Source organism: Vibrio inusitatus, from assembly GCA_024346935.1.
GTDB lineage: Bacteria > Pseudomonadota > Gammaproteobacteria > Enterobacterales > Vibrionaceae > Vibrio > Vibrio inusitatus.
This window is the reverse complement of the sequence record AP024878.1, coordinates 1,489,351-1,515,938: the sequence shown is the minus strand read 5'-3', so window position 1 is coordinate 1,515,938 and position 26,588 is coordinate 1,489,351. Positions and strand designations below refer to the sequence as shown.

Below are 26,588 nucleotides of genomic sequence, written 5' to 3'. Positions count from 1 at the left end.
AGAATGCCTATTAATCTTCTGTCACTAGGACTGAGTTTCGGTATGATGTTATCCCCATGTTACATCTAGATATAAGGCTTAGGAAGGGAGAGTCCATGCCAGCACCATTATTTGAGTCTTCATTTTTACAAGAAACGCTACAAGCATCTGCGTCTTCGCCTCGCTCCGTTACTCTGAGTAATGGCGTACAAATGAGTTTGTTGCAAAAGGGAGTACTTAAAATTTCTCCGCCTTGTGAGGCAAAGCAAACTAGACACATCGTGATTTCGAGTGCGGTTCATGGCAATGAAACAGCGCCTATTGAAATGGTAGATGATCTTGCTTCTCAAATTGCAAGCGAATCTATCATTCCTGGGCACCACTTACTGCTGATTATTGCGCACCCTAACGCAATACTGGCGGAAGAGCGATTTGTGGAGACAAACTTGAATCGTTTATTCGGTGATGCTGATTACCCGCAGTCTCAAGAACTCACTTTAGCCGTTTCTCTAAAAGAGCAGGTGACTTCTTTTTGGCAAGGTGTCCCAATAGCAAGTCGTTGGCATTTGGATATGCACTGCTCTATTCGAGCATCTAAGCACTACACGTTTGCTATCAGCCCACAATCGACCTATCCAACAAGACAAAAAGAGTTCATCGACTTTATGCGTAAGGCTGGTATAGAAGCGGTTCTACTGTCAGAAGAGCCTTCAAGTACATTCAGCTGGTTTAGTTCGAGTAAATTTGGCGCGCAGGCGGCAACGTTAGAGTTAGGGCAGGTCGCAAAGTTTGGTCACAACGATATGCATAAGCTAGCGAAGTTTAACAGGGCGTTTCTAGAACTTGTTGAATCAGCAGAATTTAGTACCGATGGAGATATGATCACCTACCAAGTAGACAGTTCAATTTATCGACAAAATATGGACTTTGAATTCTACTTTGACAAAGCATTACCTAACTTCTCAAGATTTACGAAGGGAGAGGAATTAGGCAAAGACGGAGAAAAGGTGTTGACCATGCCGGTAGAGCAGGGAGGCATTGTCTTTCCTAATCCAGACGTAGAACTCAACCAACGAGCCGCACTGATTGTAAAATCCTGTGCGACTCGTTATGTGGACAATCAACTTACTGTATTAGATTAATTGCTATTGTCCGCAAGGAAGCGATTCATCTTTTGCATGCTTTGGTCAAAATAAGGGTTCCAACTTATTCTAGCTCTTACTTGAGATTCTTCACCATCACCAAATGCGGCAAACCAAACTTGGTCGCTATCTACTTCTGAGCAATCTTTGGGCATTCCCTCTGGTTGCTCATTAAAACACAGCCTTATTTCACCATCGCGTTTGTAGATCGGATTCTCTGGAGAGAACATTAAGGATATATGTGACGCGCTTAATATCTTCTGCTGAGGTAGATTCATGCTGTAGCTTGTGATGCGCTGGTCTTTAAACTGAGTCTCGCCGAACCAAAGAAGCTTACTGTTATTATTAGTAAACTTGTTGGAAAATTGCTCAACTGCGTATTGTGAGTCAATCGTTTCGTCTGCTTCACTGAGCATAACAAAAGTAGGTTTATCGTAACTTGCATCGTCTATGAAATCTCTGACCACTTCAGACGTCTTGTAATAGGTTGCCGCTCCATTCATATGTAGAGAGTTGTAACGGGTATAATTATCTTCTTCTTTTTGGCTCTCCCAATCGATAAACCAGCTAGCATAAGGTGAAAATTTTGCTAGAGAGTCGCGTGGCTTAAATGCTGGAGAGAATAACAATAGACCCTTAACGGTAGGTTGTTGATAAGCTAAAGCAGTCACTAGGTTTGCGCCAGTAGAGAATCCACCTAACCAAACTCCATCGACTTTGTCATTCAATAACTGATAATGATGAGCGACTTTTTCTTGCCAATCCTCAAGCTCAGGAAGAGACAAATCTGCAGCTCGTGTTCCGTGGCCAGGCAATAAAACGACGCGAACTAGATAGCCTTGAGCCGCAAGATCCGGTGCGATATCGATATAAGAAAAGGGAGAATCGCCAAGCCCATGGACTAACAGAATACCTTGTCCATTTGGATTTTGTGGCACGAGTTCAAATGGTGCAACAGCACTTAGCTCGATTTCTTTGTTGTCTGTTAAGAATATGCGATTCTCAAGTATCCACTCTTGAGTCTCGGCAAGGTAAGTTTGATAGTCTTCTTGCATGTAAGGATGTAGCGATTCTGAAGCGATGAATTGAGGGTTTTCAGGTTCACAGGCACATCCAGTGAGAGTTAAAGCAATAACGGGTAATAAAACTAGTTTATTGCACTTTGGCATCATTAATATCCTTATAAATGGTCGTTAATCTAGTTTATATATCTAATGAAGTCACACATATTGTAAATTATATTCTGTGGCGTTGCTCCATTGCGATTTTTCTTACATCAGTCACTTGAATGTAACTTAAATTTATATCAAGCATAGGCATACTGTAATAAATACTCAGCATTATTCAATTAGATTGAAAGACTGGTTTTATGTTTGGTATCTATTTTGCATTTTCTGCAAATTTCTAACAGGAAGCCATAGATTTCAATGATGATTGATAATGAAACGATTGTTTGAGATTTGTACAATCTGTGACATTATTCACCAAACTGCATCTTGCTCAGACATTAACGTGATTCAACTCTCATTATCATAATGTTGAGATTTGATCTTTTTAAAAGTGTGAGTTTAAGCAGATATATTTTGCAGGATTAATTTATTATCCCTGTAATGACGAGCAAAAGAGCTTTTTAAAAGCCGTATTCGTTTATTTTTTTAATTATATTAGTTCAATGTTAGAGGCCCCCAAAATGACGGAACATAATAATAATTACTCGCATTTGTCGAGTAACAAATTAGTACGTAACACAGTTGCATTAGTACTAGCAGGCGGGAAAGGTACTCGCCTTAAGGGATTAACCAAAGAGATCGCAAAGCCAGCTGTTTCTTTTGGTGGCAAATATAAAATTATCGATTTCACGCTTTCAAACTGCATCAACTCAGGTATTCGTCGTGTAGGCGTACTGACTCAGTTCATGGCACATGATCTTATCGATCACGTGCAAAAAGGCTGGGGCTTTATGACCAACTCAACGCTTGATGAGGGTGTAGCAATTATCCCAGCACAACAGCGTGTTGGTGAATCTTGGTACCGTGGTACAGCAGATGCTGTATACCAAAATCTTGATTTGATTCGCAGACGTAAGTGCGAACAAGTTCTGATCCTTGGTGGCGATCACATCTATAAGATGGATTACTCTCGCATGCTTAACTTCCATGCTGAAAGTGGTGCAGACGTAACAGTTGCATGTATCAAGAAGCCTCTCGAGCAAGCTTCTTCTTTCGGTGTGATGTCTCTAGACGCAGATGGCCGTATTGTTCAGTTTGACGAGAAACCAGAGAACCCAACTCCACATCCAAAAGATCCAAGTCAAGCACTTGTATCTATGGGTATCTACATTTTCAATGCAGATATCTTGGACAAAGAGTTGAACGATGCTCTACTTGACCCAGAGTATGGTCACGATTTCGGTCACAACATCATTCCAAATCTATTGGAACGTGCACGCGTAAACGGTTATGTATTTACTGAGCGTCACCCAGGAAACAACGGTTACTGGCGCGATGTAGGTGATTTGGACGAGTACTATGCAGCTAGCATGGATCTTGTAGCACCAGATCCTGAGCTTGACCTGTATGACCATTCTTGGCCGATCATTACTCAGCAGCAACAACGTCCGGGCGCAAAATTCGTGTTTAACGAAGAAGGTCGCAAAGGTTTCGCTGTAGATTCAGTTCTTTCTGCGGGTACCATCATTTCAGGTGCTGAGATTAATCACTCACTTGTTGCCGGTAACTGCCGAGTTGAAGAAGGTACAGTGCTTCAAGACAGTATTATTCTTCCAGAATCAGTAATTGGTAAGAACTGTCGCTTAACTAAGGTTATTGTGGGTGAGAGCACTATCATTCCTGATGGCACGGTTATCGGTGAGAACCTAGAAGAAGATTCTAAACTGTACGAAGTTACTAAAGGTGGCGTTGTACTAGTGACTGAAGCAAGCTTCCAGTAAGCATAGCTAAAGTGAATGAAATGGAGCCTATTGGCTCCATTTTTTTTGTAATCGAGAAATAGTCACGCGGTAATTATTCCAAGCGAAAATACCGGCTAGGGTGTTGCCAATGGCTGCACCAATAAACAAACCTTGCAAGCCACCAAGATAAGCGCCCGCATACAAACATGGCAAAAAGAACACGAACAAACGGCAAGAAGAGACAAGTAATGCTTTCATTGGCTTACCCAAAGCATTAGAAACAGAAACTAACAAGATACATACGCCCAGTGGTGCAAGACTAAATGGGACGATAATCAAATGCATGTCTAAAATGCGCTCTACACTTTGCTCTCCGGACATCAACATTGCCAGTTGCCCAGAGCTCATTAAAGTAATCAGAGCCACCACCACTTGAGAGCAAAGAATATACACGCAGGCAATATTGACTAATTTAATGATTTTGTCGCTGTCTTTTGCACCAACAAATCGACCTATCATAGGTGGCATAGACATAGTTAAGGCGAGTACGCAGACAATGGCGAAAAACTCATAACGACTGCCTAGAGCCCAAGCCGCCACTGCTGCTGTACCATATGATGCCAAAAGCTTAGTTGATAGCATTGCCGCGAGGGGAGGCATCAACTGACTGGTCATCGCCGGCATCATAATGCCAAACAAAGAACGAATGCTTTGCCCAATCTTTAGATTACTCCAGTCAAAAGAGTAGTAATGTTTAGATTTGATACGATAGATTACGTAAAGAATACCGCTACCAAAGGCAATGATAGTAGCTACTGCAGCCCCGTGGATTCCCATATCAAAATAGAAAATGAAAATAGGATCGAGTACTAGGTTTAATATACTGGTCACCACCATCATGATGCCTGGCAGCATAGTATTACCATTTGCACGACAAACACTGTATAGAAAATACAGCACAGCACCTACCCAAGAACTGATCAGCCAAACTATCCAGTAAGTATCTATGATAGGGAATACTTCTTCAGTCGCACCCAACAAAGACAACAGTGGTGAGCGAATCAAATACAAAAGCACGCAAATTGCGCCGCAACCAATGCTACCGAGTGCTAACACTAACCCACCTAGTTGCTTGGCATACATTTCGTCGTTTGCACCCAATGCATGGGCAATGACAGACGTTGTTGCAATGCCAAGGCCTACTTGTACTCCAATGATTAGTTGGCCAATAGGCAGGGTAAAACCTTGTGCTGCAAGAGGTAAAACACCGAGTTGAGCGATAAACGCGGAATCGATGAGCTGAAAACTCATTAAAGAGAGCACGCCAAAGATCATCGGCCAAGTCATTTTAAAGAGTTCTATACCTAGGATTCGGCTAGTTTGTGATTTCATTAATATCAGTTTGATTCTTAAAGGAATTGATGAACAGTAAGAGTAGTTGCTAACTGGCCTCACAGCGAGCGAAGCCAATGCTGAGGCTTAGTATGGTGGTAACAGTTGATTATTATTTAACTCGTGTTGGTCGTCTTCTTTTTTTGCAAATTGGCCAATTTCAGAGAACTGTTTTTTTGTCCAAACATGGCGCTCTTTTAGATAGCCCGGTAGTGCACTAAAGCTTTTCTCAGAGTCGGTTGCAACCAGAGTAAGATGCCCTAACGCTTCAAGATATTCATATTGAGCTAGTGACGTTGTCACTCTATTGTCGGTATCTCCCCAGTGCGGTGTTATTGTTAGTCTAGGTGTATAGTCACGCGTTTTAACTACCCACTTATTTGGTAGTCGTTTATCGCTGTCCCACCATTTTCCATCAAGGTTATCCATGATTTCTTCGGTTCGGTCTTTGTCTTGAGCACCTAACTCTTGCAGTTTACGCAAAAATATACGGGAAAACGCACCTTGGTATTGTTCTTTGGTTGGGTTGCTATTGTGCTCGAGGAGCTCTATGACGATAAGAGAACCTAGCATATTAGAATATAAGTCTTCAGGAGAATAAGCAGAAGGGTATTCTTTAAAGCCTGCAACCGATGTAAATCCAAACCATTGAGCAATTTCATGCCATTGAGCTAACCTGTACGCGAGTAAAGCACTCAGTTCAATTTCGGCTTGAGCTTGTTCTTTTTTGGACATGTCCAAAGGCTGTTCTTTGAGTTCTATTACTCGACTTCTTAGCTCATCCTCTAATACGATCTGTTTGCTTTTGCCAAGCTGACCTTTTATCTGAGTGTACAAATAGAGGCTGTAATCGGCAGTATCTCGCACATGTGCAGTGTCTATGATCCCGCCTTTTGAAGTGTAAATAAGGCCATTTGATTCATCACCTGTCCCCATTAAACTACTCGCAACTCCTTGCTCTCCATCGTTATAAAGGTGAACTTTAAGATCTGATAGATCAACCATGTTGTTGACACGGAAAAAGGGAACCGGCACGACACCGAGTTCTGACTTCATGTTTATACCAAAGGCGCAACAAGGGCGAACACCGCTTGGTGTATCAATGGCAAAACTGGAGGTTGAGAACAGGAAAATGCCTGCTGCAAGTAGTGATTTCAATTTCATTAAATACCTAATGGATTATTTAGAATGCTTCGTGAATATTGAAGTAAACAGTGGTTTCATCGCCAAATCCTAAATCTAACCTGACGTTTACTCTTGGTTTAAAGGCGAAACGATAGCCGACACCGTAGGTCGGAAGCCAACTGTCTTTAAAAAGCTCATCAAAGTGTGAGGCTATGTTTCCCGCGCCACCCCATACGACAGCGCCATGTCGATCAGTGAATTTATGTCGATATTCTAATTGCGTAGCCATTTGATATCGATCTCGGTAGCGACCATAGTAGTAGCCACGCATCCGGTTATCTCCACCCAGTTTACTCATTGCAAACCAAGGAAGATCATCATCACTTAGCCCTTGTAAAAAGTAGTCGAATGCCAAGACATTTTCATCATATAGGGTCCAATATTCACGATAATTTACAGTGTATTCTTCGTATTTATAGTCAGCACCAAAGGCTTCTATAAACCAGCGATGCTCCAAACTAACAAGTCGCCCAGTATACGGATTGGTTTCGTAATCGCGGGTGTCATATTGGATGCCAAGAATAATGCCAAGATTAGTCTTGTTTTTAAGTTGCTCAGGCTCTAGTGCAGTTCCATCTGCGCTTTGGTGATATAGAAACTCCGCAGTAAAGCCGGTTTTGATAAAGTAATTGTCAATAAATTGATAGGCGACTGTAGGCTCAACGCTTAGGTAGAGTGCTTCGTGCTCGGTTTCGTTGCCTTCTTTCTCGGCGTTCTCTTTACCAATGCCCCAAACTTTACTTGGGGTTTGCGAAAGTCTGGCCATTAAGCCTAATTTCCATTGGTTTTCGTTTAGAAAGGTGGTGTTGTCGACACCAATACCGTAAGTCCCTTCTGAAGAAACATAGCCACTTAAGGTTACTGTGGATATTTGATTTTTTTCTAGCCCCTGTGGTGCATACAAACCAACGGCAGCAACACCTATACCTACACCTTGTTCTGGGTTTGCAAATGGACCGGGCAAAATTCCCCAGTCCATACCGTTTGTTAGGTCTATTTCATTGCTTGAACCGAAAAATTCCAATACATCTTCAAACCAACCTGTACCTTCATCAGTAAGGTTATGATTTTGCGCATATGCACAGGTAGAGGCGCACAGAAAAAGCAATGGAGATTTGGAGATACCTTTCATTGAATGACAGCGGTACCAAAGCTTGGCGAGAAAGTATGAGTCATTAGAAACGGGTGTCCAAAGAAATGAATGAACTTTGACGATCACCAAAGCCAAATTCACCGATGATATTGAAAGTTGGATTAATTACGTAGTTGAAACCGACAACGGTGTTCCACTCGTTCTCCAGTTCTTGTTGAACAACAAAACCTGCTGTTTCACCATCTGCTTCGATCATGTTTACAAACTCAGCAGGGAAAATATCACGCAAATCCCCTTTCAAGGTTTGTTGGATATTTTGATACTGACCACCGACCCAAACACGGATTGGATGACCATGATTTGTAAAGTCATAACCAACACGAGGAGTAACTACGATAGAGTCTATACCACCATCAATTACCGTAAGATTTGTCTTAGTGTAGCTTGCATCAATAATGGTGAACCATTCTTCGTATCCACCCGCGACTACGAAACCGCCACCATACATATTGCCATCTAAATCCAACTTGAACGGAAGTTGAGGTAGGGTTAAGTTGCGATCGTTTCCATAATTCACGTTTACTATGATATCCGTTTCAGAATATCCAGAAATCTTTCCTGCAATGGCATAAAAATTTAAGAATGGGAACAACCACATATCCGCACGAACAGTCCAAACTTCACTTTCTTGGTAACCACCAATAGTCTCAATGTCTATGCTATTAATTGGAATATCAGCAGGAATTCCAGGAATTGGTGGAATTAGGCAGTCACCAGTAATTGGATTGCAAACACCAGGGAACCCTGGTGTACCTTCGTTGCCAAGACTATCTTTAATGCCATGTAGATCTATCGACGTGACATTAATCCCTTGTTCAACTTTCATGTATCCAACGCTAAGTCCAAACGCTTTAGGTAGAATGTAACCACGCTCTTCTGCTTCTGACTTCCAAATAGGCAGTTCAAATGATGAGGCATATGAATAGGTGGGAGTGAAAGCAGTGCCAATAATGGCGGCGGCAGTAGAGAAACGTCTAAGTTCCATTCAGAAATCCAAAAGGTAGAAAATTGTGATACGGATAACGCAATTATATACCTTTTGAACAAAAAAGTGAGAAATTACACAGATTTAGAATTAACTAAATGGGTGTTTTATATGCACCTTGCCTAGTATTTCATCGATAAGGTGTAAAGTTGCAATTGTTTGCTCAGGAGGTATCACTTTGCTGAATAATTTGCCTTCTCGCAAACAGCTTTGAACTTCACGAATTTGATACTCAAAGCCTGAACTTTCATGAGGTAAATTAAGCTTAACTGGGTCTTTACCATATACCTCTAGTGTTGCTTTCGTCGCATCCCAAAAAGCCCCATCAATGGTTATTTTTCCCTCGCTACCATAAATGGTCATGCTGTTATCTAGATTTGATCTAAAAGAGCAGGTGAACTGACTTGTGAAGTCACCGTAATCTAAAGTGGCAGAGCAGCGTTCATCAACCTTTGTTTCGCCAACAAACACATGGGACGAGACACTTTGGGGCTCTCGCTTAGCTAAATACTGGGTCAAAGAGATATTGTAAATTCCTGCATCCAACAACACGCCACCAGCAAGTTTAGGATTAAATAAACGGTCTTCGTAATTGCGCTCTGCCTTGAAACCAAAAGTAGAGTGGATATTTTCCAATTTTCCTATTTTTTCCTCTTCTACCCAGTGCTTAACTTCAAGCCAAGTAGGAAGAAACCGACTCCACAACGCTTCCATTAGAAAGACGTTATTGTCTTTAGCAATTTGAAATAGCGCTTTAGCTTGGGTGGCATTCACAGTCAGAGGCTTTTCACACAGTACAGCCTTGCCCGCTTCAAGACATTGCTTAGCAGTGTCAAAATGAAACTGATGGGGGCTGGCTATATAAATGACATCAATCTCTGGGGAGTTAATGAGCTCTGCATAACTATCGAACACATGCGTTATTTTGTGCTGCTCGGCAAAAGATTCCGCGTTAGTGCGATTACGACTCGCAACACCATACAGAGTGCCATCATTGATAGCGGTAAATGCTTCCGCGAAGCGATTAGCAATGCGCCCCGGTGCGATAATTCCCCAGTTGATCATCCGTTATCCTATTTGTTAGTCATCAGACTTGAGTTCTTTTAGTGGCAACCAATCAATAGTAACGCCTGCTTGGTTAAACATATCTTCACTGACTTTGATCTTGTCTCCCCAACGAGAGAGAAAATCAGGTTCTTGTTCTGGACAGTGTACCGCAGAGATGCCTGTTTGAATGATCTTCGCTGCACAGTTTGGGCAAGGAAAATGCGTTACCCAAATCTCACAACTATCTAAATCACGCTTTGCGAACAAAATTGCGTTTTCCTCAGCATGCAAGGTTTTCAAGTACTTCATATCACGCTCGTCAGTTTCGGCGCTGTCTGTAATACCGTGGGGATATCCGTTAAAGCCAACAGAGACAATACGGTTGTGTTTGGTGATTACGGCTCCAACTTGAGTGGAGGGGTCCTTGCTCCAAGAGGCAACTAGTTCAGACATCTGATAAAAGCGCTTTGCCCATTTCGTTAGCATGTTTAATTCCTTGATTTAACTGAAAGTACAACGTTAATCTAATGGGTTTTAGCTTAACTGTTATTCCTTGTAAGCCAAAACGTTTTTGTTTGATCAAGCGTATCTGTTTGTAATCTACCCAAGAGATTGGTTAGCTTAGCTTAGGTGAATCTTTGCATCGAGGTTGACCTGTTGGTTTGTTTGGGCCAATAGTTAATGATTAATATCATAGGTAATGTATAAATTTGTTAGTTCTCATTCGTGGATTGCCTGGTTCAGGCAAGACCACTTTAGCCAAAAAGATAACGCGAGAAGATGGGTTCGTTCACCTAGAAGCAGATATGTACTTCACAGATGAGAAAGACGAAGGGTATCAATTTGAACCAAGTCAGCTTGGAGTCGCTCATCTTTGGTGTCAAAAACAAACGCTTATGCATCTCAAACAAGGGCATTCTGTGGTGGTATCTAATACCTTCACCCAAGTATGGGAGATTAGACCGTACCAAAGAATGGCTAAGCAATGCTCTGCTAAATTGGATATCTATGAATGTGGAGGGACATTTGACAATGTTCATAATGTTCCGCTAGACAAGATTGAAGCAATGCGCAAGCGTTGGGACGTCTTACCACGAGATCTAAAAAAGCATCTAAAATCACTTAAGAACTAATACACAAGGAGAGTGGTATTGCGACAGTTTATCGAAGGCCTACCGAAAGTAGAGCTTCATTTGCACATTGAGGGTACGTTAGAACCTGAACTGATGTTCGAACTAGCAAAACGAAATAATATTGAGATCCCCTTTGCTTCACCTGACGAGGTTCACAAGGCTTATCAGTTTAATAATCTGCAATCCTTTCTTGATATTTATTATCAAGGGGCAAATGTACTGATTTCAGAGCAAGATTTCTTTGACTTAACTTGGGCCTACTTACAAAAGTGTCATCAAGATAATGTAATGCATACTGAAATCTTTTTTGACCCCCAAACCCATACTGCCAGAGGTATATCGTTTGATACGGTTGTGAACGGTATCCATAGTGCTCTTATCAAGGCTCATGAAGATCTAGGGATAACTAGCCATTTAATTATGTGTTTTTTGCGTCATCTTGATGAAGAATCAGCAATTGAAACACTGCAATATGCTTTAACTCACAAAGATAAAATCATTGCAGTAGGTCTTGATTCTTCTGAATCTGGACATCCTCCAGAGAAGTTTCAAAGGGTATTTCAATTGGCACTAAGCGAAGGGTTTCTTACGGTTGCTCACGCTGGAGAAGAAGGGCCTTCAAGCAATATTCAAGATGCGATGACGCTGCTTGGAGTATCTCGTATTGATCATGGAGTCCGTTGTGTCGATGACCCAAAACTTATCGAGACGCTACAAGTACTGCAAATGCCGTTGACGGTCTGCCCGTTGTCCAACGTTAAATTGAAAGTATTTGATAGTATGGAAGAGCACAACATCGTTGAGTTATTACATCAAGGTCTTTGTGTGACTATTAATTCAGATGATCCTGCGTATTTTGGTGGCTATATGACGGACAACTTTCACCAAATAGCGCTGACTCATCCAGTGGAATCAAAAGAACTCGCCCAATTTACTCGTAATGCAATTAAGGCAAGCTTTGCTAGCGAAAGTCGCAAACAAGATTTGTTGCGGCATTTAGAGGGTTATCTTGTTCAAGGAATCCACTGACTATTGATATTTGCCGAGAGCCAAGGTCAGGTTACTGATGACCTTGTCTCTGATGTGCGAAGGCTGAATCACCTCAACAAGGTTAGCATTTTTCATTAACCACCATTCAAAGCCTAAACTATCACGAACCTTTGCTTTAATAGTGGTGTGCTTTTCATCGGATTCAACAATAGATTGGCACTCAGAAATCTGAGTTTCTTCAATGAGATGTAAGCCATCATAGTTATTGATTTTGAGTATGACTTCAGTGTATTTTCCTCCAGAAAAGTGCGGCACATGTTCTTCAATGTATTGCTTAGCACTAAAGGATTTATGGGGTTTTAGAACAGTAAAGCCTAGCTTCATATCTGTGATTCTATGGATTGCAAAGGTGCGGTAATCTTGACTGTTCTCTTTAACTGCGAGTAGATAAAAACTGCGTCCGTGCAGAGCAATACCGAGTGGTTCAACATTGTACATTTCATCATTTAGGCTACCTCGTTTTCTGTATTTCATTTTTAGCAGTCGTTTTTCTAATATGCCTTGTTCGATAGTGTCTATTAGGGATTCATCAAAGCTAGGTGAGGTAAGCTGGAATTCGATGGGTGCGTAGCTAAAGCGCTCCTTCCAAAGCTCTATCCTTTTGTCTCTTTCTGCTTTACCTGTACTAATAAGATTGGAAACTTCTTTACGCATGGTAGGAGGTAACATTTCTAATACCTCATGCTCAATGATTTGCAGAGAAAGGACACTGCTCATGGCGGCAGGATTAATGGGGTGATGCTGGCCTTGAGCTATTTTTATCTGATGAGGGCGTTTGTCGGTATCTATATCAACGCAGTAATAATCTGAAGCGACTTTATTAATAACTCTCTGTACTGTTTTCATCTGACTTTTATCATCAAGGGTTGAATCAATAAGATCTTTTGAAAGCAATATTTGGCGCAGCTCAAGGCTAGTAACATAATCTGGGTGGCAGGGGATATTTTGTAGAACGAGTTGATAGCGCTCAAACGTTTTGGACATTGCTTTACACCTTCTCATCAGATAACGTTGCATATTCTAGTTAAAGAGACAGTTTTTGTCTCTATATCGACCATAATTAACAATGTAATCGTTAATTGGAACAGAAAATATGCGATCTGCTCTCGCAATAAACATGCTTGTATTGGTCACCGCATTTAGCGCACTAGCCGATAACACTTGTCGAACAGACTCACTAGGTACTACTCGTTGTAGCGATGGCACGACTTATCGTACCGATTCATTGGGTACGGTAAGAGACAACAAGGGTAATACATGGCGCACGGACTCTTTAGGCACAGTAAGAGGCAGTGACGGAACAACTTACCGTACTGATTCGTTAGGGACAGTAAGGGATAACAAAGGCAATAGTTGGCGCACAGACTCTCTGGGAACAGTTCGGGGAAGCGACGGTTCTACTTGTCGCAAAGACTCTCTTGGCACGGTTAGATGCACTAATTAACAAGGAATTATAATGACATTAACCTATGTGATTTTTGGCTTAGTAGTATTGCTGACATCAGCTATCGCGTATTGGATAGCACAGCGTCCCGTTGGACAGTTGAGGCTTGAATTGGAACTAGCGAATGCAGAGTTAGCAAATCAATCCGAACTTGCACAGAGTGCACAGAAAAAACTAGATCATGCTCAAGAAGACGTGAGCGACTTAGAAGTACGTTGTGCTCAACTGGGATCTGAACTGCAATCTGTACGAGTTTCTGAGCATACCTATAGAAAACAGCTTAGTGAGAGAGAGCAAGCTTTGCGTCAAAACTCTGAATTACTGAGTGCTGCAAAGGTGGCAGAAAGTTCAGCAACGGCCAGTTTCAAAGCTAAATTAGAAGAACTGCAGGTCGAAAGTCAAAGAAGTTTGGCACTTAACAATGAGCTTCGTGAGTTAAATGATAAGTACTCCAATGCCATGGGTAAGATTGGAGAACTTAACATGGAGATTGAGACCAAGCAGTCGCACTTTGATCAGCAAATTGCATTGCTCAAAGAGAGCAAGCAAGAACTCAGCAAAGAGTTTGAACGTTTAGCCAACGAAATATTAGAGCGCAAAGGGCAGGCGTTTAAGCAGCTTAATACCGAAAGCATGAGCTCAATCTTGAACCCGATTCATCAAGAACTTCGAGGATTTAAGAGCAAGGTTGAGGACATTCATAGCAAAGAGACTGAGCAGCGAGTGCAATTGCGTACAGAACTGCAGAACCTACAAAAGCTGAATCGAGAAATCACAGACCAAGCGGATAAACTCACCACCGCTCTCAAAGGTGAGAAAAAAGTGCAGGGCAACTGGGGCGAACTAATGCTTGAGAATGTTCTGGATAACTCAGGTTTGCGCCTTGGTACAGACTACAAACGAGAGGTCAGCATTGATAGTGAAGAGGGACGCTTTAGACCCGACGCTATTGTCTATCTTCCGCAAAATAAACACTTGGTTATTGATGCTAAGACCTCACTGAATGCCTATACGCGCTATGTGAACTCTGAAGATGTGAATGAACGAGAGATTGCGCTGCGAGAACATGCATCAGCAGTGCGAGACCGAATTAATGAACTGGCGGCAAAAGAATACAGTAAGTTACCGGGTATAAACTCACCAGAAGTTGTGATCATGTTTATACCAATTGAATCTGCATATGTAGAGGCTTTAAAAGCAGACTCCAACTTGTTTCAGTCTGCGTTAGAAAAAAATATTCTTGTGGCGACTCCGACCACCTTGTTAACCAGTTTGAATATTGTGAGACAGCTGTGGCGATTTGAAGAGCAAAATAAACATACTGCCGAATTGGCGAATCGCGCTGAGAAGTTTTATTCCAAGCTCAATACCTTTTTAAATTCAATGGAAGGAGTAGGCAAGCAATTAGATAAAGCTAAAGAAACGTATGACAGAGCGCTTGGGCAGTTGCATACAGGTAAGGGTAACCTTATTAAGCAAGCGTCGGAGTTTAAAGAGCTTGGTGTTGCAGTTACTAGAGAGCTGCCAGCGGAATTAGTCGAAAAGGCGAACTTAGAGCTTGAGTACCCCCATTCGGCTCCCGAGCTCACAGTGATTGATCACAGTAATAACTAAGTCAGCGGTTAAAACCGCACACACTATACTTAAGACAATCAGTAATAAAAGCATCGGTCTCATATCTCCAACGAGATAAGCAAATAATAAAGGAACAACAATGGCATCACGTGGCGTAAACAAAGTAATTATCGTAGGCAACTTGGGCACTGACCCTGAATTGCGTCATTTCTCAAACGGTAACGCAGTGGCGAATTTTACAGTAGCAACGTCGGAGACATGGCAAGATAAAGCGACTGGTCAGCAGCGAGAAAAAACGGAATGGCACCGTATTTCTGTTATGGGAAAGCTTGCTGAAATTGCTGGGAATCACCTTCGCAAAGGCTCTCAAGTCTATATTGAAGGCCAATTGCAAACGCGTAAGTGGCAGGATAAGTCGGGCCAAGAGCGCTATACCACAGAGGTGGTTGTGCAGGGTTTCAACGGTACGATGCAAATGCTTGGTGGTCGCCAGCAAGGCGAGCAGAGCAATTCAGTCAATCAATTTGACCGTGGAAATACTACTACTAATCCATCTACATCGAATAGTGGGTTTACGCCAAGCCCTGATGATTACGACGATATACCGTTCTAATTTTTTGAACACGATTTTTACTCATTGAGCTCAACGTTATGTTGAGCTTTTTTAGTTGCTGTGATTGAAAGTTACAGACACTTTATGTCTCTATTGTCGCTATCTTGTACCGATTAGCAACAAGGCATGGCACTTACTGCTGTGCACGAATAGAAACAATTATGACGTCAGCTTTATTGCTAAAGACTGGAAATCAATGAGGAACAAACATGTGTGACGAAGAGTGTGGCAGTATTTTTGAGGATATCTTAGTAGGTTTAAGTTTCTTCTTTTTAATAATGGGATTTATTAAATTATTGATCATCGCTATTGAGGCATTTCTTGCTCTATTACGCTTTGTTATCAATGGTATTTTATGGGCTTACTACAAAGCGAAAGGGCTGTACTCAAGAATTCACAACTCGATAAGCGTGCGACAGCTCACAGACAGAATCCATATGGGCACGGGTTAGCGGTTGTCGTGATGATAGGCGGTGGCTTATCTCTATTCATAGGTAATGATGCGAGCACAGTGTCAGCTGATGAGTATTATTCTGCGAACACTAAAGTAGTTCAAACTGAGCCGACTGAAACGCCAATGCTACAGGCTAAGGTGCTCGCGACAAAGCTTAATGCACGCTTAGAGCCCAATGCAAAAGCAAAGATCTTGTATAAACTGAAGCATAACCAGATTGTTGATGTTTACATGAAGCAGAATGGCTGGTGGTTAGTTGAAGTAAATGGGGTTAGGGCTTGGTCTCACGCCGATTATCTCTCTGCTCGATAACGAATGTACTCAGGTGAAACACCCAAGAGGCAACCCAATTTCTCGAGATGAAATTGGGCACTAGTGTTTAGTGAGCTTTGCTTGATAACCAATCTAATATTGCAATCAATCGTGAGTCCTCTAGATTGAGTAGGGTATCGCCAACATACCACTCAATCATTGACTGGTGAGGGTTTCCTGTTACTTGTGGACAGCCTAACCATACCCCTTGCTCTTGGGCGAGCTGATCTCTAAGTTCAATCGCTGATTCATAATCAAAGGGTAAAATCAGATGCAGCATATTCGCTTGAGGTTCTATAGGGTTAAGTGTGAATTCTGGGTATTGGGAGATGAGTGAATAAAGTGCTTTTGTACGCTTATACAATAAGGGCATTTGTTCTAAACGCTGATCAAATTGCATGGCTGCTGAAACTATATAAGGGGTTCTGTGGTACACATTGCCCCCCTGACGTTGCATCCACTTCTTTGCCAACGAAATAAATGCTTCATCACCCAGTAAAATTGAACCGCCAAGTCCGCCTAGTCCTTTGTAAAGAGAGACATAGGTAGTATCAAAACCGGATGCGATTTCGTGGTAGGGCTTATTATAGAACGCGGCAGACTCCCACAAGCGAGCCCCGTCCATATGTAAATGTATCTGGCTGTCTTTGCAGTAAGCTTTGATGGCTTGCAGTTCCTCCCAAGGCAACAATTGTCCACCAATTTCACGCATAGGCAGTTCATAAAGTACGGCGGATAATTCATCTGGGCAGGATGCTAGATCTTCGACGGTCCAAGGGCGGTAACGGTTACCTAAATTTAGAATATTGAACCGCTGTTGCAGTTGATAGTTTTGATTCTCATGGCGCAAAATATGACTCGTTTCGTGCATGCCAACAAGCTTATTGCGTTTTTGTCTGCAGACGAGATCCAATACGGTTGGTTGGGTCAGTGTACCTGTCATGACAAATAGACCCGACTGATAGCCAAGAAGCTTTGCAATTTTGTCTTCAAAACGCTGGATTAAGTCGCCTTCACCATACACATCATGTTGAATGTTATTGTTTTCACACCACGTAGCCATTTGAGAGAAAAGCTCCGCGGGGGAAGGAGTGTTGTGGCCAGAAATGATAAGGCTACATTCGGCTCTAAGGTTTTTTGTCATTTTTTATCTTTCCTGTGTGTTTAATACCAATCGTAGTAAATAACTGTTCACCCTAGCTTGTTAAAATACTCGATAACGGCGTTAGAATTTTTGATTGTAGAATAACTACTTATCAAAAAATTCTGCCTTGTTATCTAGCGTTTATCCTGCGCTATTTATGATCACTTACTTACTGTGATTGGTATAATTATGCATGCCAATGGCGCAACTATTTGTCTCAACTTTCTCTTTTATCAAACCAAATCTGGGTGATATCCATAAAGCCGAGACTATTTATAATTGTCCCTCTTAGGGTTTGATGACCGCGAAAAGCATAGGACTTTGTCCACAGTGGGATGACCCTATATTGTTCCAAATAACGTCGCTCAATGAGTGACAGTGTATCTTTTAGGCTGTGTGCCTTCTGCACTTCCGTAAGCCATTGCTGCTGCTTGAAAGAAGAGACCATTTGCTTAGCGGATGCACTGAGCAAAAGCCAATAATAATGGTCAAAAATTGGGTCGGCGCCAATCAAGAAGTTTTCAATCCACACATCAGCATGGGAGAGGTCATCGACATATTCTATTTCTATGTTTTGTTCAGTGAGTTGATTCCATAGGTGTTGCAATACCTCACTGTTCGTGTTGTGGACTTTTAATGAGTTAGGAAGTTCTAATGGCTCACTACTGTATGGACGTTCGCTCGATTTAAGTGCGACAGAACTATTGAACAGAGACGAGGAAAGAGAATGACGCGTTTGATAGTGTTGCTGCAAGACATCTTGCACAACAACCGCGAGGGATTTTCTAATTCCATCATCGAGTTTTTGACTCATGCATAGACCTTTACAACCTATACTGGCCCCTAACAATGATGAGGCATTGTCTATTCGTGTTTCTGAAGCTTCAAACTCTAACAGATGCCCTACAGAAGTTTTATGGGTTTCTAATACATGCCAAAATTCTGCAGATTTAAGAATGCCATGCTGAGCAAAATATCCCGTGTTCTTTATTAATGTCCAATGATCAATGGTTTTTGTGCCCCAATGATAAGCTCCGGTGCCGAAAGGAAAATTCGGTTCTGCAGGATTATCTAAGTATATTGACGCATGGATATCGGCGACAGTGTGCAGAAACATTGGGTCGTCAAAGCTGAGGGTAACTTCTACCCATTGACGATTCACTTTGACACTTTCAATACTTTGATAAAATTCACTACCGACTATATTAATCTTCTTATGGGCAAGCAGTACCTGCTGAACGTGATCAGGTGTTAGTCGTTCTCCATTATGGAAATGTACATCGGGACGGATGCGAAAGTAGTGTGTTAGACCTTCTTGATAAAATTGATGAGCAAGGCGAGGGGTAAAATCACCACTCAAAGGTTCGAAATCGATGAGTGTATCAAACATAGCTGATACCGTTATCCCTGCGTTTCGATCCACCATATGCATAGGGTGAGCGTTAGGAAGTGAATAAGGCACTAGAGATATAAGTTTATCGGAACTCTGATTCTCGTTGGATAACTCGGCAATCCATTCAGGTAAATTTTGCTTGAAGACTTTTTGATAGTGGAAAATATCCGCATATCGAGCCGCTTCATTGAGTTCACCCGCAGCGATGTAAGTCTTGATGACATCGATTAGAACAGTATCAAATGAACGCACTATTTGAAGTTGAGTTTTAATTCCTCTCCCTCGTCCTGGTTGCCAGTCTATCCAGCCTAATTCTGCTAGATTTTTCATCGTTTTGGCTACATTCCGAGTGGAGCAAGACATAATTTGAGCCAAGGTTTGGCTGTCCACTACAGAAAGAACCGTTCCAAAGTGACGGTCCAGTTGCTTGAGGCGATTGAGTTGAATGGTGTTTGGTGATTTTACCATGGTGGCGCCTATTAAGATGAACAATAAATAATCATACTGAGAATATAGTTCACCTTTAATGAGGGTCAACCTATAGGGGGGAGGTTGACCCGCATTAAACCGGTAATCGCTGATTGGCTTACGAATCGCTATCGGGTCTCCAACTCAACGCACTTGCGATACTTCCCACAACGATGGCGTCTTGCTGTTTTTCGGTAATCTTTGGCAGCATCTGTAAAGTCATAGAACCATTGGTTTGAGTCGCCGCCACTTCTTTTCCGTCTAGCGTAAAACTGTATCCAAGCGGTTGTCCTGCTTCAAATGCTGAGCCTTCAGCGTGTTTGACTGTTGCAAGTTCTACTCTGGTTCCATTTAGAGTAATAAAGCCAAACTCTTTACTTGCCCCGAGCATGCTTTTCTCTGTTTTGATTTGGTAATGACCTACAGAGGTGCCGTCTTGAGTAATCTCACATTGGAATGGGTCGCTATCGGACATGGCAATTGAACCGAGATTAAAGCTGGACTGCTCGCCATTGCATTGTATTTTCCAGTGAGAACCGCTCTTGCTGTCAATCGTAGCAACCATATTGCCATCACTTGAACCTACAACACCAAACCAACTTGATTTTGTAGCATCTCGGGAGAATCGGCCAGTGTACAGCTCAGAAACCGCGAAAGTACCCTGATCTCCAAAGCCGCCAAATTTGCCATTCACTGTGATGGGTAAAACGGGTTGTGCAGCAACAGCGTCAGATTTAACCATCATAGCAGTAGAAGCGCAGCCAAAAAGACTGCTAGTAATAAGTAGAGCTAACGTAATTTTTTTCATAATCATCCACGCAATGTTTGATTGATGGAAGGATTCTATGAAAACTTAATAGGAATAAAGAGGAATAGAGGTTTCTAAGTTGTTCTGCTTTTATGGATATGAAGAGATGAAAGTTTATCTATTATCGAGCGAAGTTTTTAGTTCTAGTATAAACAACGGCGAACAAAGAAATGTCGCCATAACAGGCGACATTTAGGTTTGATATATAGTCTTCACTAAACTGGTAAGGATTACAGTGCAATTAGTCTTTTTTCTGACTCCAAGCGTGAAATGCATTGCGGTGCTGTTTCTGCTGCATTCTCTGCTTATGTTTACATTGTCGGCCAATACGAGCTCTTCGTGTGCGGCTAAGGCGGTTCATTAGGTTTACCAAAATGTGTGGTCTATTGCATTATGCAATAAACAAAAAGGTGAACAGTTGTGCAATAACTGTTCACCTTTTAAGTATGTATCCAATTGTAGAATCTTTCCTAATTATTTTGCAGGAGAGATCACAATGAAGCACATTAAATGGGCAGTCTTAAGTGTCGCGTTAGTTGCGGGTTTAGCTAACGCAAGTGAAGCAGGTAATGCTTCTTCTGATGAAGGTACAGGTTTCTTCTCTGGCATCACATTGGGAGCGGGTTACGCACAAGACAATGTTGATGGCAAAAGCCTGAATGGTTATAGCGTATTTTCAAGAGGTTATTTGGTTCGCTCTTGGAAAGAGTATTTGTTTACAGACTTCCGCGTTAGTACAACATCAAAAGATGATGCTGTAGGTCATTATGATGCAGATCTTGAGCGTTATCAGGCAAGTATAGGTGTTGATTACCCCTACCATGCTTCTGAAAGCATCACAATAAAACCCTATCTGACTTCAGGTTGGTCTTGGGACAAATTGGAAGCAGGGAAATTCAAAGAGCATGATAATGGGTTCTTAGCAGCCGTCGGTGTAGAAACTCAGTTTGGCGACCACGTTGTAACGAATCTTGGGTATTCAGAGCAGTTCTCTGGGGACTTAGACGCGAATCAGTTTATGCTAGATGTAGGTTACAAATTTAAATAGCCCTTTCTAAGACCCACTAATAAAAAAGTGGGTTTTTTGTGATACATAATCGTACTAAGTACCTTAATAGTAATTAGGGACGATAAATGTCGCTAATAACCAGTATGATGAGCACAACTTAACCAACAAAGTACAGCGTTATGTATACACAAAGCGATTTATGCCCCCATTGCGGTATTCTTATCATGATGCCAACAGATTTAGAGCCAGTCTGTCTGTGTTGTGGTAAAACTATTAATGAAGACGATGATGAATAGCTAAAAGCGCCACTCTTGGTTCGACTAGTCTTCTTTCTCATAGAGTTAGCTATCAAAAAGATTTTAACATTGAATTATAAAACTACTTTCTTACGTTGGTTTTGATGAAAATATTGCACACCTCCGATTGGCATTTAGGCCAGAATTTTTTTACCAAAAGTCGCTTGCCAGAACACGAGAAATTCATCCAATGGCTATTGAAAACAGTTGAATCTGAGCGGGTTGATTGCGTGTTCATTGCAGGAGACGTGTTTGATACCGGTACACCGCCAAGTTATGCAAGAGAGCTCTATAATCGCTTTGTTGTGGACATGCATAGCATAGGGTGCCAATTGATTGTGCTTGGAGGTAATCACGATTCGGTCGCCATGCTTAATGAATCAAAACAGCTTCTAAAGCAGCTTCATACTCAAGTGATAGCCAGTGTTGGTATTGATACCTCGGAGCAACTACTAGAGATAAAAAATAGCAAAGGGGAAGTGGGGGCTATCGTGTGTGCAGTGCCTTTCATCAGGCCACGAGATGTAATTAAAAGCATCTCTGGTGAATCGGGTAGTGAGAAACAAAAAGCCCTTGGTGAGGCAATCAAGGCTCATTATTCCGTTCTTTATCAGCAAGCTGTGGAGTTGCGTTCACAGCAAGGGTTAGATGTACCGATCATCGCGACAGGGCATTTAACCGCACTGGGAGTAACCACCTCCGAGTCGGTGAGAGACATATACATTGGCACCCTAGATGGTTTTTCCGCCGATGGGTTTCCACCAGCGGATTACATAGCTCTAGGACATATACATCGACCGCAAAAGGTCGCTAAAAGTGAGCATATTCGTTATAGCGGTTCGCCCATCTATTTGAGTTTTGATGAATTAAAATCTCAGAAGCAAGTGGTACTAGTCGAATTTTCTTCAAGTGAAGTTGTAGGCATCGATCCCGTTGCTGTGCCTTCATTTCAGCCCATGTTTTCCTTGAAGGGTGACTTAGCAAGTTTGCAGCAGCAACTGGATAGTATCGAGGTAGATGAAGGCACATCAGTTTGGGTGTCTATAGAGGTTGAGGTACAGGACTACTTAACGGATCTGCAGCAAGCCGTACAGAAAATGATTGGTGATAGGGAGATTGAAGTATTGCAACTTCGCCGTTCGAGGGCGCATAGAGAGCGTACTTTGAATCAAGAACAAACCGAAACCTTGTCTGAACTGAGCCCAATAGAGGTGTTTAGCAAGAGATTAGCCATTGAGGCCTTTGACACCGAAGAAGACAAAGCGCGAGAGCACAGAATAACCACACGCTTTAAACAGATTGTTGAAGATGTCGAAGGGGGGAAATCATAATGAAGATCCTCAACCTAACCTTCGAAAACCTAAACTCACTCAAGGGTAAATGGCATATTGATTTCTCAGCGCCTTCTTTTATTGAAAGTGGTTTGTTTGCAATTACCGGTCCTACTGGTGCGGGAAAGACAACCATTCTCGATGCCATTTGCTTAGCCATCTACCATGAAACACCAAGGCTTGGGGGCATCTCAACCTCAAACAATGAGATCATGACTCGTGGCACAGCGAGTTGCAGTGCGGAAGTTGAATTTGAAGTGAAGGGTAAAGCCTATCGAGCACACTGGAGCATGCGTCGCTCTCGCAGCAAGGCTGATGGTAATTTGCAACCTGCCACGGTTGAACTAGCCGAAGTCGACTCAGGCACTATTATTGCCGACAAGGTAAAAACGAAGAACGAGCAGGTTAATGACATAACTGGGCTAGATTTTTCTCGTTTCACGAAATCTATGATGCTTTCGCAAGGGCAATTTGCTGCATTTCTCAATGCCAATGCCAACGATAGGGCTGAGTTATTAGAAGAGCTTACTGGCACAGAGATCTACGGTTTAATCTCTGAACGTGTTCATCAACATTACAGTGATGCGAAAATCGCCTTAGGTCAGCTGAATGCACGCGCTGAAGGAGTTGCACTGCTGTCGCAAGAACAGCTTAAAGAACTGCATGAACAACAACAAACACTGACTTCTTTGAGCTCTAGTCAGCAGTCGAAGCTAGCTTTATATCAAATGCAGTTGAATTGGTGGGGACAGCAACACACTCTAGAACATAAAGTGACAGTGCAACAAAACACACTCACTTTGGTACAGACAGAACACCAAGCATTACAGCCAGATATTGAAAAACTGCAACGCAGTACTCCTGCTGAAAGTCTGCGTACCAGTTTCGAGCTTTGGACCAGTACTAAGACTGAAAGTGAACGACTAGAGTCGCAGATTGTTGTTAAACAGCAATCCATTGATGAACAAAATAAAGCTATTGAGCCGCTTCAAGATAGCGTACATCAAACGCTGCAGAGCTTTAATCAAGCCGTTGAGCAACAAACTCAATTGCGAGAGTTAGTGCAACAGAAAATTGTCCCCTTAGATACTCGTATTGCAGAGCAGAAAAAATCCGTGACACAACAAAGCGCTGCGACATCGGAGTCTGTTCAAACGTTACAAGACCAAAATAAAAAGAAGCTTGAAGTGTCTGCCGAGATTGAGTCTGCATCTAAAGCGGTGACTGAAGGGAAAATATACCTAGATGCGCATGCTAAGGATGAATGCCTACAAGTCGCTTTACCTTTGTGGTTGCAGAGCTACAAGCAATATTCGCAAGCGAAGACAAACTTTAAACTGACAACAGAGTCGGTAACTTCTCTGGATGGCGAGTACAACAAGGGTAAGCAATCTTTAGATTTAACACAGCAAAAAGTAGAAGAACTAAAGCGCGTTTTACTAGAAAAATCTAAACATCATTCTAATACACAACAACAATTAGAATCGGCTGTTAAAGAAGGTGACGCAGCAACTCTGCATGAACAGCTACAAGCTTTACAAAGCAGTCAACCGAGCTATATAAGACTTGAGAATGGCAATGCAAAGTATGCGGAGAATGGTAATGCAATACATGAGCTTACACAGCTAATAGATCAACAAACAATCCTGACGGCACAGAAGCAGCAACAGGTGACTGAACTTCGCAACAAGCAAATACAACGTGAGCAAAGTGTATCGGACATTAGTCAGCTTCTTGATCAGGAAAGTGAACTGGCCAAGTACAGAGCGCAATTAGATAACCACTCTCCATGTCCGTTGTGCGGATCTGCAGAACATCCTGTGTTGCAGACGAGTAGCAATCTTGATGTTAATAACTTGCTGACGCGACTAACAGAGACAAAGAATCAGCTCGCTCACACAAACACAGAGTTAAAGCAGCAAGAAGCACACTTAAATACCCAGCTTAGCCACTTGCAGCATGCTCAGAGTAGACACCCCGCTCTTTTACAAGAAAGAGAGAAGATACAAGAAGGGTGGCGCACTTTTACAGCGTCACTGGACTTGGTTTTAGAATTAGGTGACAGCCAAACTGTTGAGCTCTTGCTTGACGAAAATAAAGAGCAGCAACAGGTAATCAATACGCAACTTAAGCGCTTGGTACATCTGCAAACAAGCCGAGATGAAGCGAATAAGGCGGAGCAAGAATGCCAAGCCTCGGTTACTTCTATGACTGACAATCTAAATACTCAATTCAATGCACTTGCACTGATTAACAGCAAACTGGAGTCAGCGCAAAATGAAGCAAAACAATGGAGTGATGCTGCAAACACGGTTTGGAGTGAATTGGCGGCACAGGTTAAGGAATCAGGATTTAATTTACCGCTGGCAGATACCGAGCAGTGGTTTAAACAAAAGCAACAAGACCTTTCTTGTTGGCTGAAATTGACCTCTGAAATACAGCAAACAGAGCAGCAATTAGATAGATTGTGCACTCAACTGAACGCTATAGATGAGTCACTGGTATCAGCAAACACAAGATTAGTACAAGAGCAGGCTCGCCTACAAGAAATGGAGTCAGCTCTGTTAAACAATGAGAGCCAACGCAGAGAGCTATTTGCTGATAAATCGGTAACACGTGAGTCTGAAAAAATGCGTGTAGAGGTGGAACAAGCTGAGAAACGCTACAAAATCGCTATGGATAATAGAGACGCGTGTAAGAGCAAAATTACCACGCTAACAGGCGAGTTAACGTCAATGCACAAGCAGAAGCAACTTATTGGCGATAATCTTAAGCTGCGCACTCAGACTTGGGAGCGGGAATTGCAGTCGAGTCCTTTCTCTACGATTAATGAATTTCAAATGGCTTTACTCTCCAAGGAAGAAAGGGATGTGCTCACTGCCAAAATTGAGGACAGTAAACAACGTCTAGAGTATGCAAAAGCAACGCTGAGCAGCGCAAACTTAGCTTTAGTTGCACATAGACAAGAGATCGAAGACAAAGGCTGGGAGTTACAGCCTCAAGCTGCACTCGAACACGAATTTTTCTTAGTAAAACAGCAGTCCGACCAAACGCTAAAACAACAGGGGGAGATTACTCAGCAAATCGCCTCTGATGAGGTTAATCGCCAGCGTCTAAGCGGATTGCTGGATGAAATAGAGAAGTTTGAGCAAGAATACAATGATATCTCACACTTGAACTCGCTGGTGGGTTCGGCGAAAGGAGACAAGTTTAGAAAGTTCGCTCAAGGCCTGACATTAGAGAATTTAGTGTACTTAGCGAACAAGCACTTGGCGCGTTTCCATGGTCGATATGAACTGCAACGTAAGTTGGATGATGGACTTGCTCTTCAGGTATTAGATACCTGGCAAGGGGATGCGGTGCGTGACACCAAAACCTTATCAGGCGGAGAGAGTTTCTTGGTTAGCCTCGCATTAGCCTTATCCCTTTCTGATTTGGTGAGCCATAAAACCAGTATCGATTCTCTCTTTCTTGATGAAGGCTTTGGTACTCTAGATGCCGAGACTCTTGATATGGCGCTCGACGCACTTGATAACTTGAATTCGTCGGGCAAGATGATCGGTGTTATTAGCCATGTAGAGGCGATGAAAGAGAGAATACCATTGCAAATCAAGGTCTCGAAACGAAGCGGCCTTGGTGTGAGTGAATTGAGCCGGGAATACGCAGTGTAATTGCAAACAGGTAACCGAACAGTCGCTTTCATAGCGACTGTTTTTGTCTTGAATGTCGCTATTATAGAACCAGATTTTTAGTTGATTGTTTAA

The 26,588-nt window shown here is 42.2% G+C and carries 22 protein-coding genes; 11 read left to right on the top strand and 11 right to left on the bottom strand.

Features of this window, described 5'->3' with window-relative positions:
* Positions 1-95: 95 nt before the first annotated feature.
* Entirely contained in the window at positions 96-1,121 is a 1,026-nt protein-coding gene (locus OCU48_RS06955) for a succinylglutamate desuccinylase (RefSeq protein WP_141345287.1), read from the top strand.
* Here the strand turns inward: OCU48_RS06955 and OCU48_RS06950 are convergent.
* Positions 1,118-2,290 carry an alpha/beta hydrolase gene (locus tag OCU48_RS06950; protein ID WP_141345286.1) on the bottom strand — a complete coding sequence of 391 codons (1,173 nt, stop codon included), beginning with the start codon at positions 2,288-2,290 and terminating at the stop codon, positions 1,118-1,120. The two genes, OCU48_RS06955 and OCU48_RS06950, sit on opposite strands and share 4 nt — an antisense overlap.
* Positions 2,291-2,811: 521 nt before the next feature.
* Between OCU48_RS06950 and glgC the strand changes: the two genes are divergently transcribed.
* Positions 2,812-4,071 (top strand): glucose-1-phosphate adenylyltransferase, encoded by a 1,260-nt coding sequence (gene glgC, locus OCU48_RS06945; RefSeq protein ID WP_141345285.1) that lies wholly within the window; start codon positions 2,812-2,814, stop codon positions 4,069-4,071.
* Positions 4,072-4,098: 27 nt separating this feature from the next.
* On the opposite strand, the gene OCU48_RS06940 is transcribed toward glgC, so the two are convergent.
* From OCU48_RS06940 to OCU48_RS06915, 6 genes are all read right to left on the bottom strand, one after another.
* Positions 4,099-5,424, bottom strand: coding sequence for an MATE family efflux transporter (locus OCU48_RS06940; protein ID WP_141345284.1), 1,326 nt, complete (start codon positions 5,422-5,424; stop codon positions 4,099-4,101).
* Between the two features lie 87 nt (positions 5,425-5,511).
* Positions 5,512-6,588 carry a DUF4056 domain-containing protein gene (locus OCU48_RS06935; RefSeq protein WP_141345283.1) on the bottom strand — a complete coding sequence of 359 codons (1,077 nt, stop codon included), beginning with the start codon at positions 6,586-6,588 and terminating at the stop codon, positions 5,512-5,514.
* Positions 6,589-6,607: 19 nt separating this feature from the next.
* Positions 6,608-7,741, bottom strand: coding sequence for a BamA/TamA family outer membrane protein (locus tag OCU48_RS06930; RefSeq protein ID WP_141345282.1), 1,134 nt, complete (start codon positions 7,739-7,741; stop codon positions 6,608-6,610).
* 43 nt (positions 7,742-7,784) lie between these two features.
* Entirely contained in the window at positions 7,785-8,747 is a 963-nt protein-coding gene (locus OCU48_RS06925) for a hypothetical protein (RefSeq protein WP_141345281.1), read from the bottom strand.
* A gap of 90 nt (positions 8,748-8,837) precedes the next feature.
* On the bottom strand, positions 8,838-9,812 hold the full coding sequence (locus OCU48_RS06920; RefSeq protein ID WP_141345280.1) for a Gfo/Idh/MocA family protein: 975 nt from the start codon (positions 9,810-9,812) through the stop codon (positions 8,838-8,840).
* A gap of 15 nt (positions 9,813-9,827) precedes the next feature.
* Positions 9,828-10,280: a dCMP deaminase family protein gene (locus OCU48_RS06915; RefSeq protein WP_141345279.1), complete on the bottom strand. Its 453-nt coding sequence runs from the start codon at positions 10,278-10,280 to the stop codon at positions 9,828-9,830.
* A 224-nt stretch (positions 10,281-10,504) separates the two neighbouring features.
* Here OCU48_RS06915 and OCU48_RS06910 point away from each other — a divergent pair, with 224 nt between their 5' ends.
* Both OCU48_RS06910 and OCU48_RS06905 read left to right on the top strand, forming a co-directional pair.
* Positions 10,505-10,927 (top strand): P-loop nucleotide/nucleoside kinase family protein, encoded by a 423-nt coding sequence (locus tag OCU48_RS06910; protein ID WP_141345278.1) that lies wholly within the window; start codon positions 10,505-10,507, stop codon positions 10,925-10,927.
* An 18-nt stretch (positions 10,928-10,945) separates the two neighbouring features.
* Positions 10,946-11,956 carry an adenosine deaminase gene (locus OCU48_RS06905; protein ID WP_141345277.1) on the top strand — a complete coding sequence of 337 codons (1,011 nt, stop codon included), beginning with the start codon at positions 10,946-10,948 and terminating at the stop codon, positions 11,954-11,956.
* Here OCU48_RS06905 and OCU48_RS06900 read toward each other — a convergent pair whose 3' ends face one another.
* A complete protein-coding gene (locus OCU48_RS06900; protein ID WP_141345276.1) occupies positions 11,957-12,961 on the bottom strand; it encodes a helix-turn-helix transcriptional regulator in 1,005 nt (334 codons plus the stop codon).
* Positions 12,962-13,070: 109 nt separating this feature from the next.
* Between OCU48_RS06900 and OCU48_RS06895 the strand changes: the two genes are divergently transcribed.
* From OCU48_RS06895 to OCU48_RS06880, 4 genes are all read left to right on the top strand, one after another.
* Entirely contained in the window at positions 13,071-13,421 is a 351-nt protein-coding gene (locus OCU48_RS06895; RefSeq protein ID WP_141345275.1) for a hypothetical protein, read from the top strand.
* 12 nt (positions 13,422-13,433) lie between these two features.
* Entirely contained in the window at positions 13,434-15,035 is a 1,602-nt protein-coding gene (locus OCU48_RS06890; RefSeq protein WP_141345274.1) for a DNA recombination protein RmuC, read from the top strand.
* A 100-nt stretch (positions 15,036-15,135) separates the two neighbouring features.
* Positions 15,136-15,609, top strand: coding sequence for a single-stranded DNA-binding protein (ssb, locus tag OCU48_RS06885; RefSeq protein WP_141345273.1), 474 nt, complete (start codon positions 15,136-15,138; stop codon positions 15,607-15,609).
* A gap of 355 nt (positions 15,610-15,964) precedes the next feature.
* The gene (locus tag OCU48_RS06880; RefSeq protein WP_244312283.1) at positions 15,965-16,375 is read left to right on the top strand and encodes an SH3 domain-containing protein; all 411 of its coding nucleotides are present in this window, start codon (positions 15,965-15,967) and stop codon (positions 16,373-16,375) included.
* 67 nt (positions 16,376-16,442) lie between these two features.
* On the opposite strand, the gene OCU48_RS06875 is transcribed toward OCU48_RS06880, so the two are convergent.
* The 3 genes from OCU48_RS06875 to OCU48_RS06865 form a co-directional block, all read right to left on the bottom strand.
* Positions 16,443-17,519, bottom strand: coding sequence for a threonine aldolase family protein (locus OCU48_RS06875; RefSeq protein ID WP_141345272.1), 1,077 nt, complete (start codon positions 17,517-17,519; stop codon positions 16,443-16,445).
* A gap of 217 nt (positions 17,520-17,736) precedes the next feature.
* Positions 17,737-19,380, bottom strand: coding sequence for an SgrR family transcriptional regulator (locus OCU48_RS06870; protein ID WP_141345271.1), 1,644 nt, complete (start codon positions 19,378-19,380; stop codon positions 17,737-17,739).
* Positions 19,381-19,498: 118 nt separating this feature from the next.
* Positions 19,499-20,188, bottom strand: coding sequence for a VV20781 family protein (locus OCU48_RS06865; RefSeq protein ID WP_141345270.1), 690 nt, complete (start codon positions 20,186-20,188; stop codon positions 19,499-19,501).
* A gap of 496 nt (positions 20,189-20,684) precedes the next feature.
* Here OCU48_RS06865 and OCU48_RS06860 point away from each other — a divergent pair, with 496 nt between their 5' ends.
* From OCU48_RS06860 to OCU48_RS06850, 3 genes are all read left to right on the top strand, one after another.
* Positions 20,685-21,236, top strand: a complete 552-nt coding sequence (locus OCU48_RS06860) for an outer membrane beta-barrel protein (protein ID WP_141345269.1) — start codon at positions 20,685-20,687, stop codon at positions 21,234-21,236.
* Between the two features lie 361 nt (positions 21,237-21,597).
* The gene (sbcD, locus tag OCU48_RS06855) at positions 21,598-22,824 is read left to right on the top strand and encodes an exonuclease subunit SbcD (protein WP_141345268.1); all 1,227 of its coding nucleotides are present in this window, start codon (positions 21,598-21,600) and stop codon (positions 22,822-22,824) included.
* The gene (locus OCU48_RS06850) at positions 22,824-26,495 is read left to right on the top strand and encodes an AAA family ATPase (RefSeq protein WP_141345267.1); all 3,672 of its coding nucleotides are present in this window, start codon (positions 22,824-22,826) and stop codon (positions 26,493-26,495) included. The genes sbcD and OCU48_RS06850 overlap by 1 nt, the downstream gene beginning before the upstream one ends.
* The last annotated feature ends 93 nt before the right edge of the window (positions 26,496-26,588 follow it).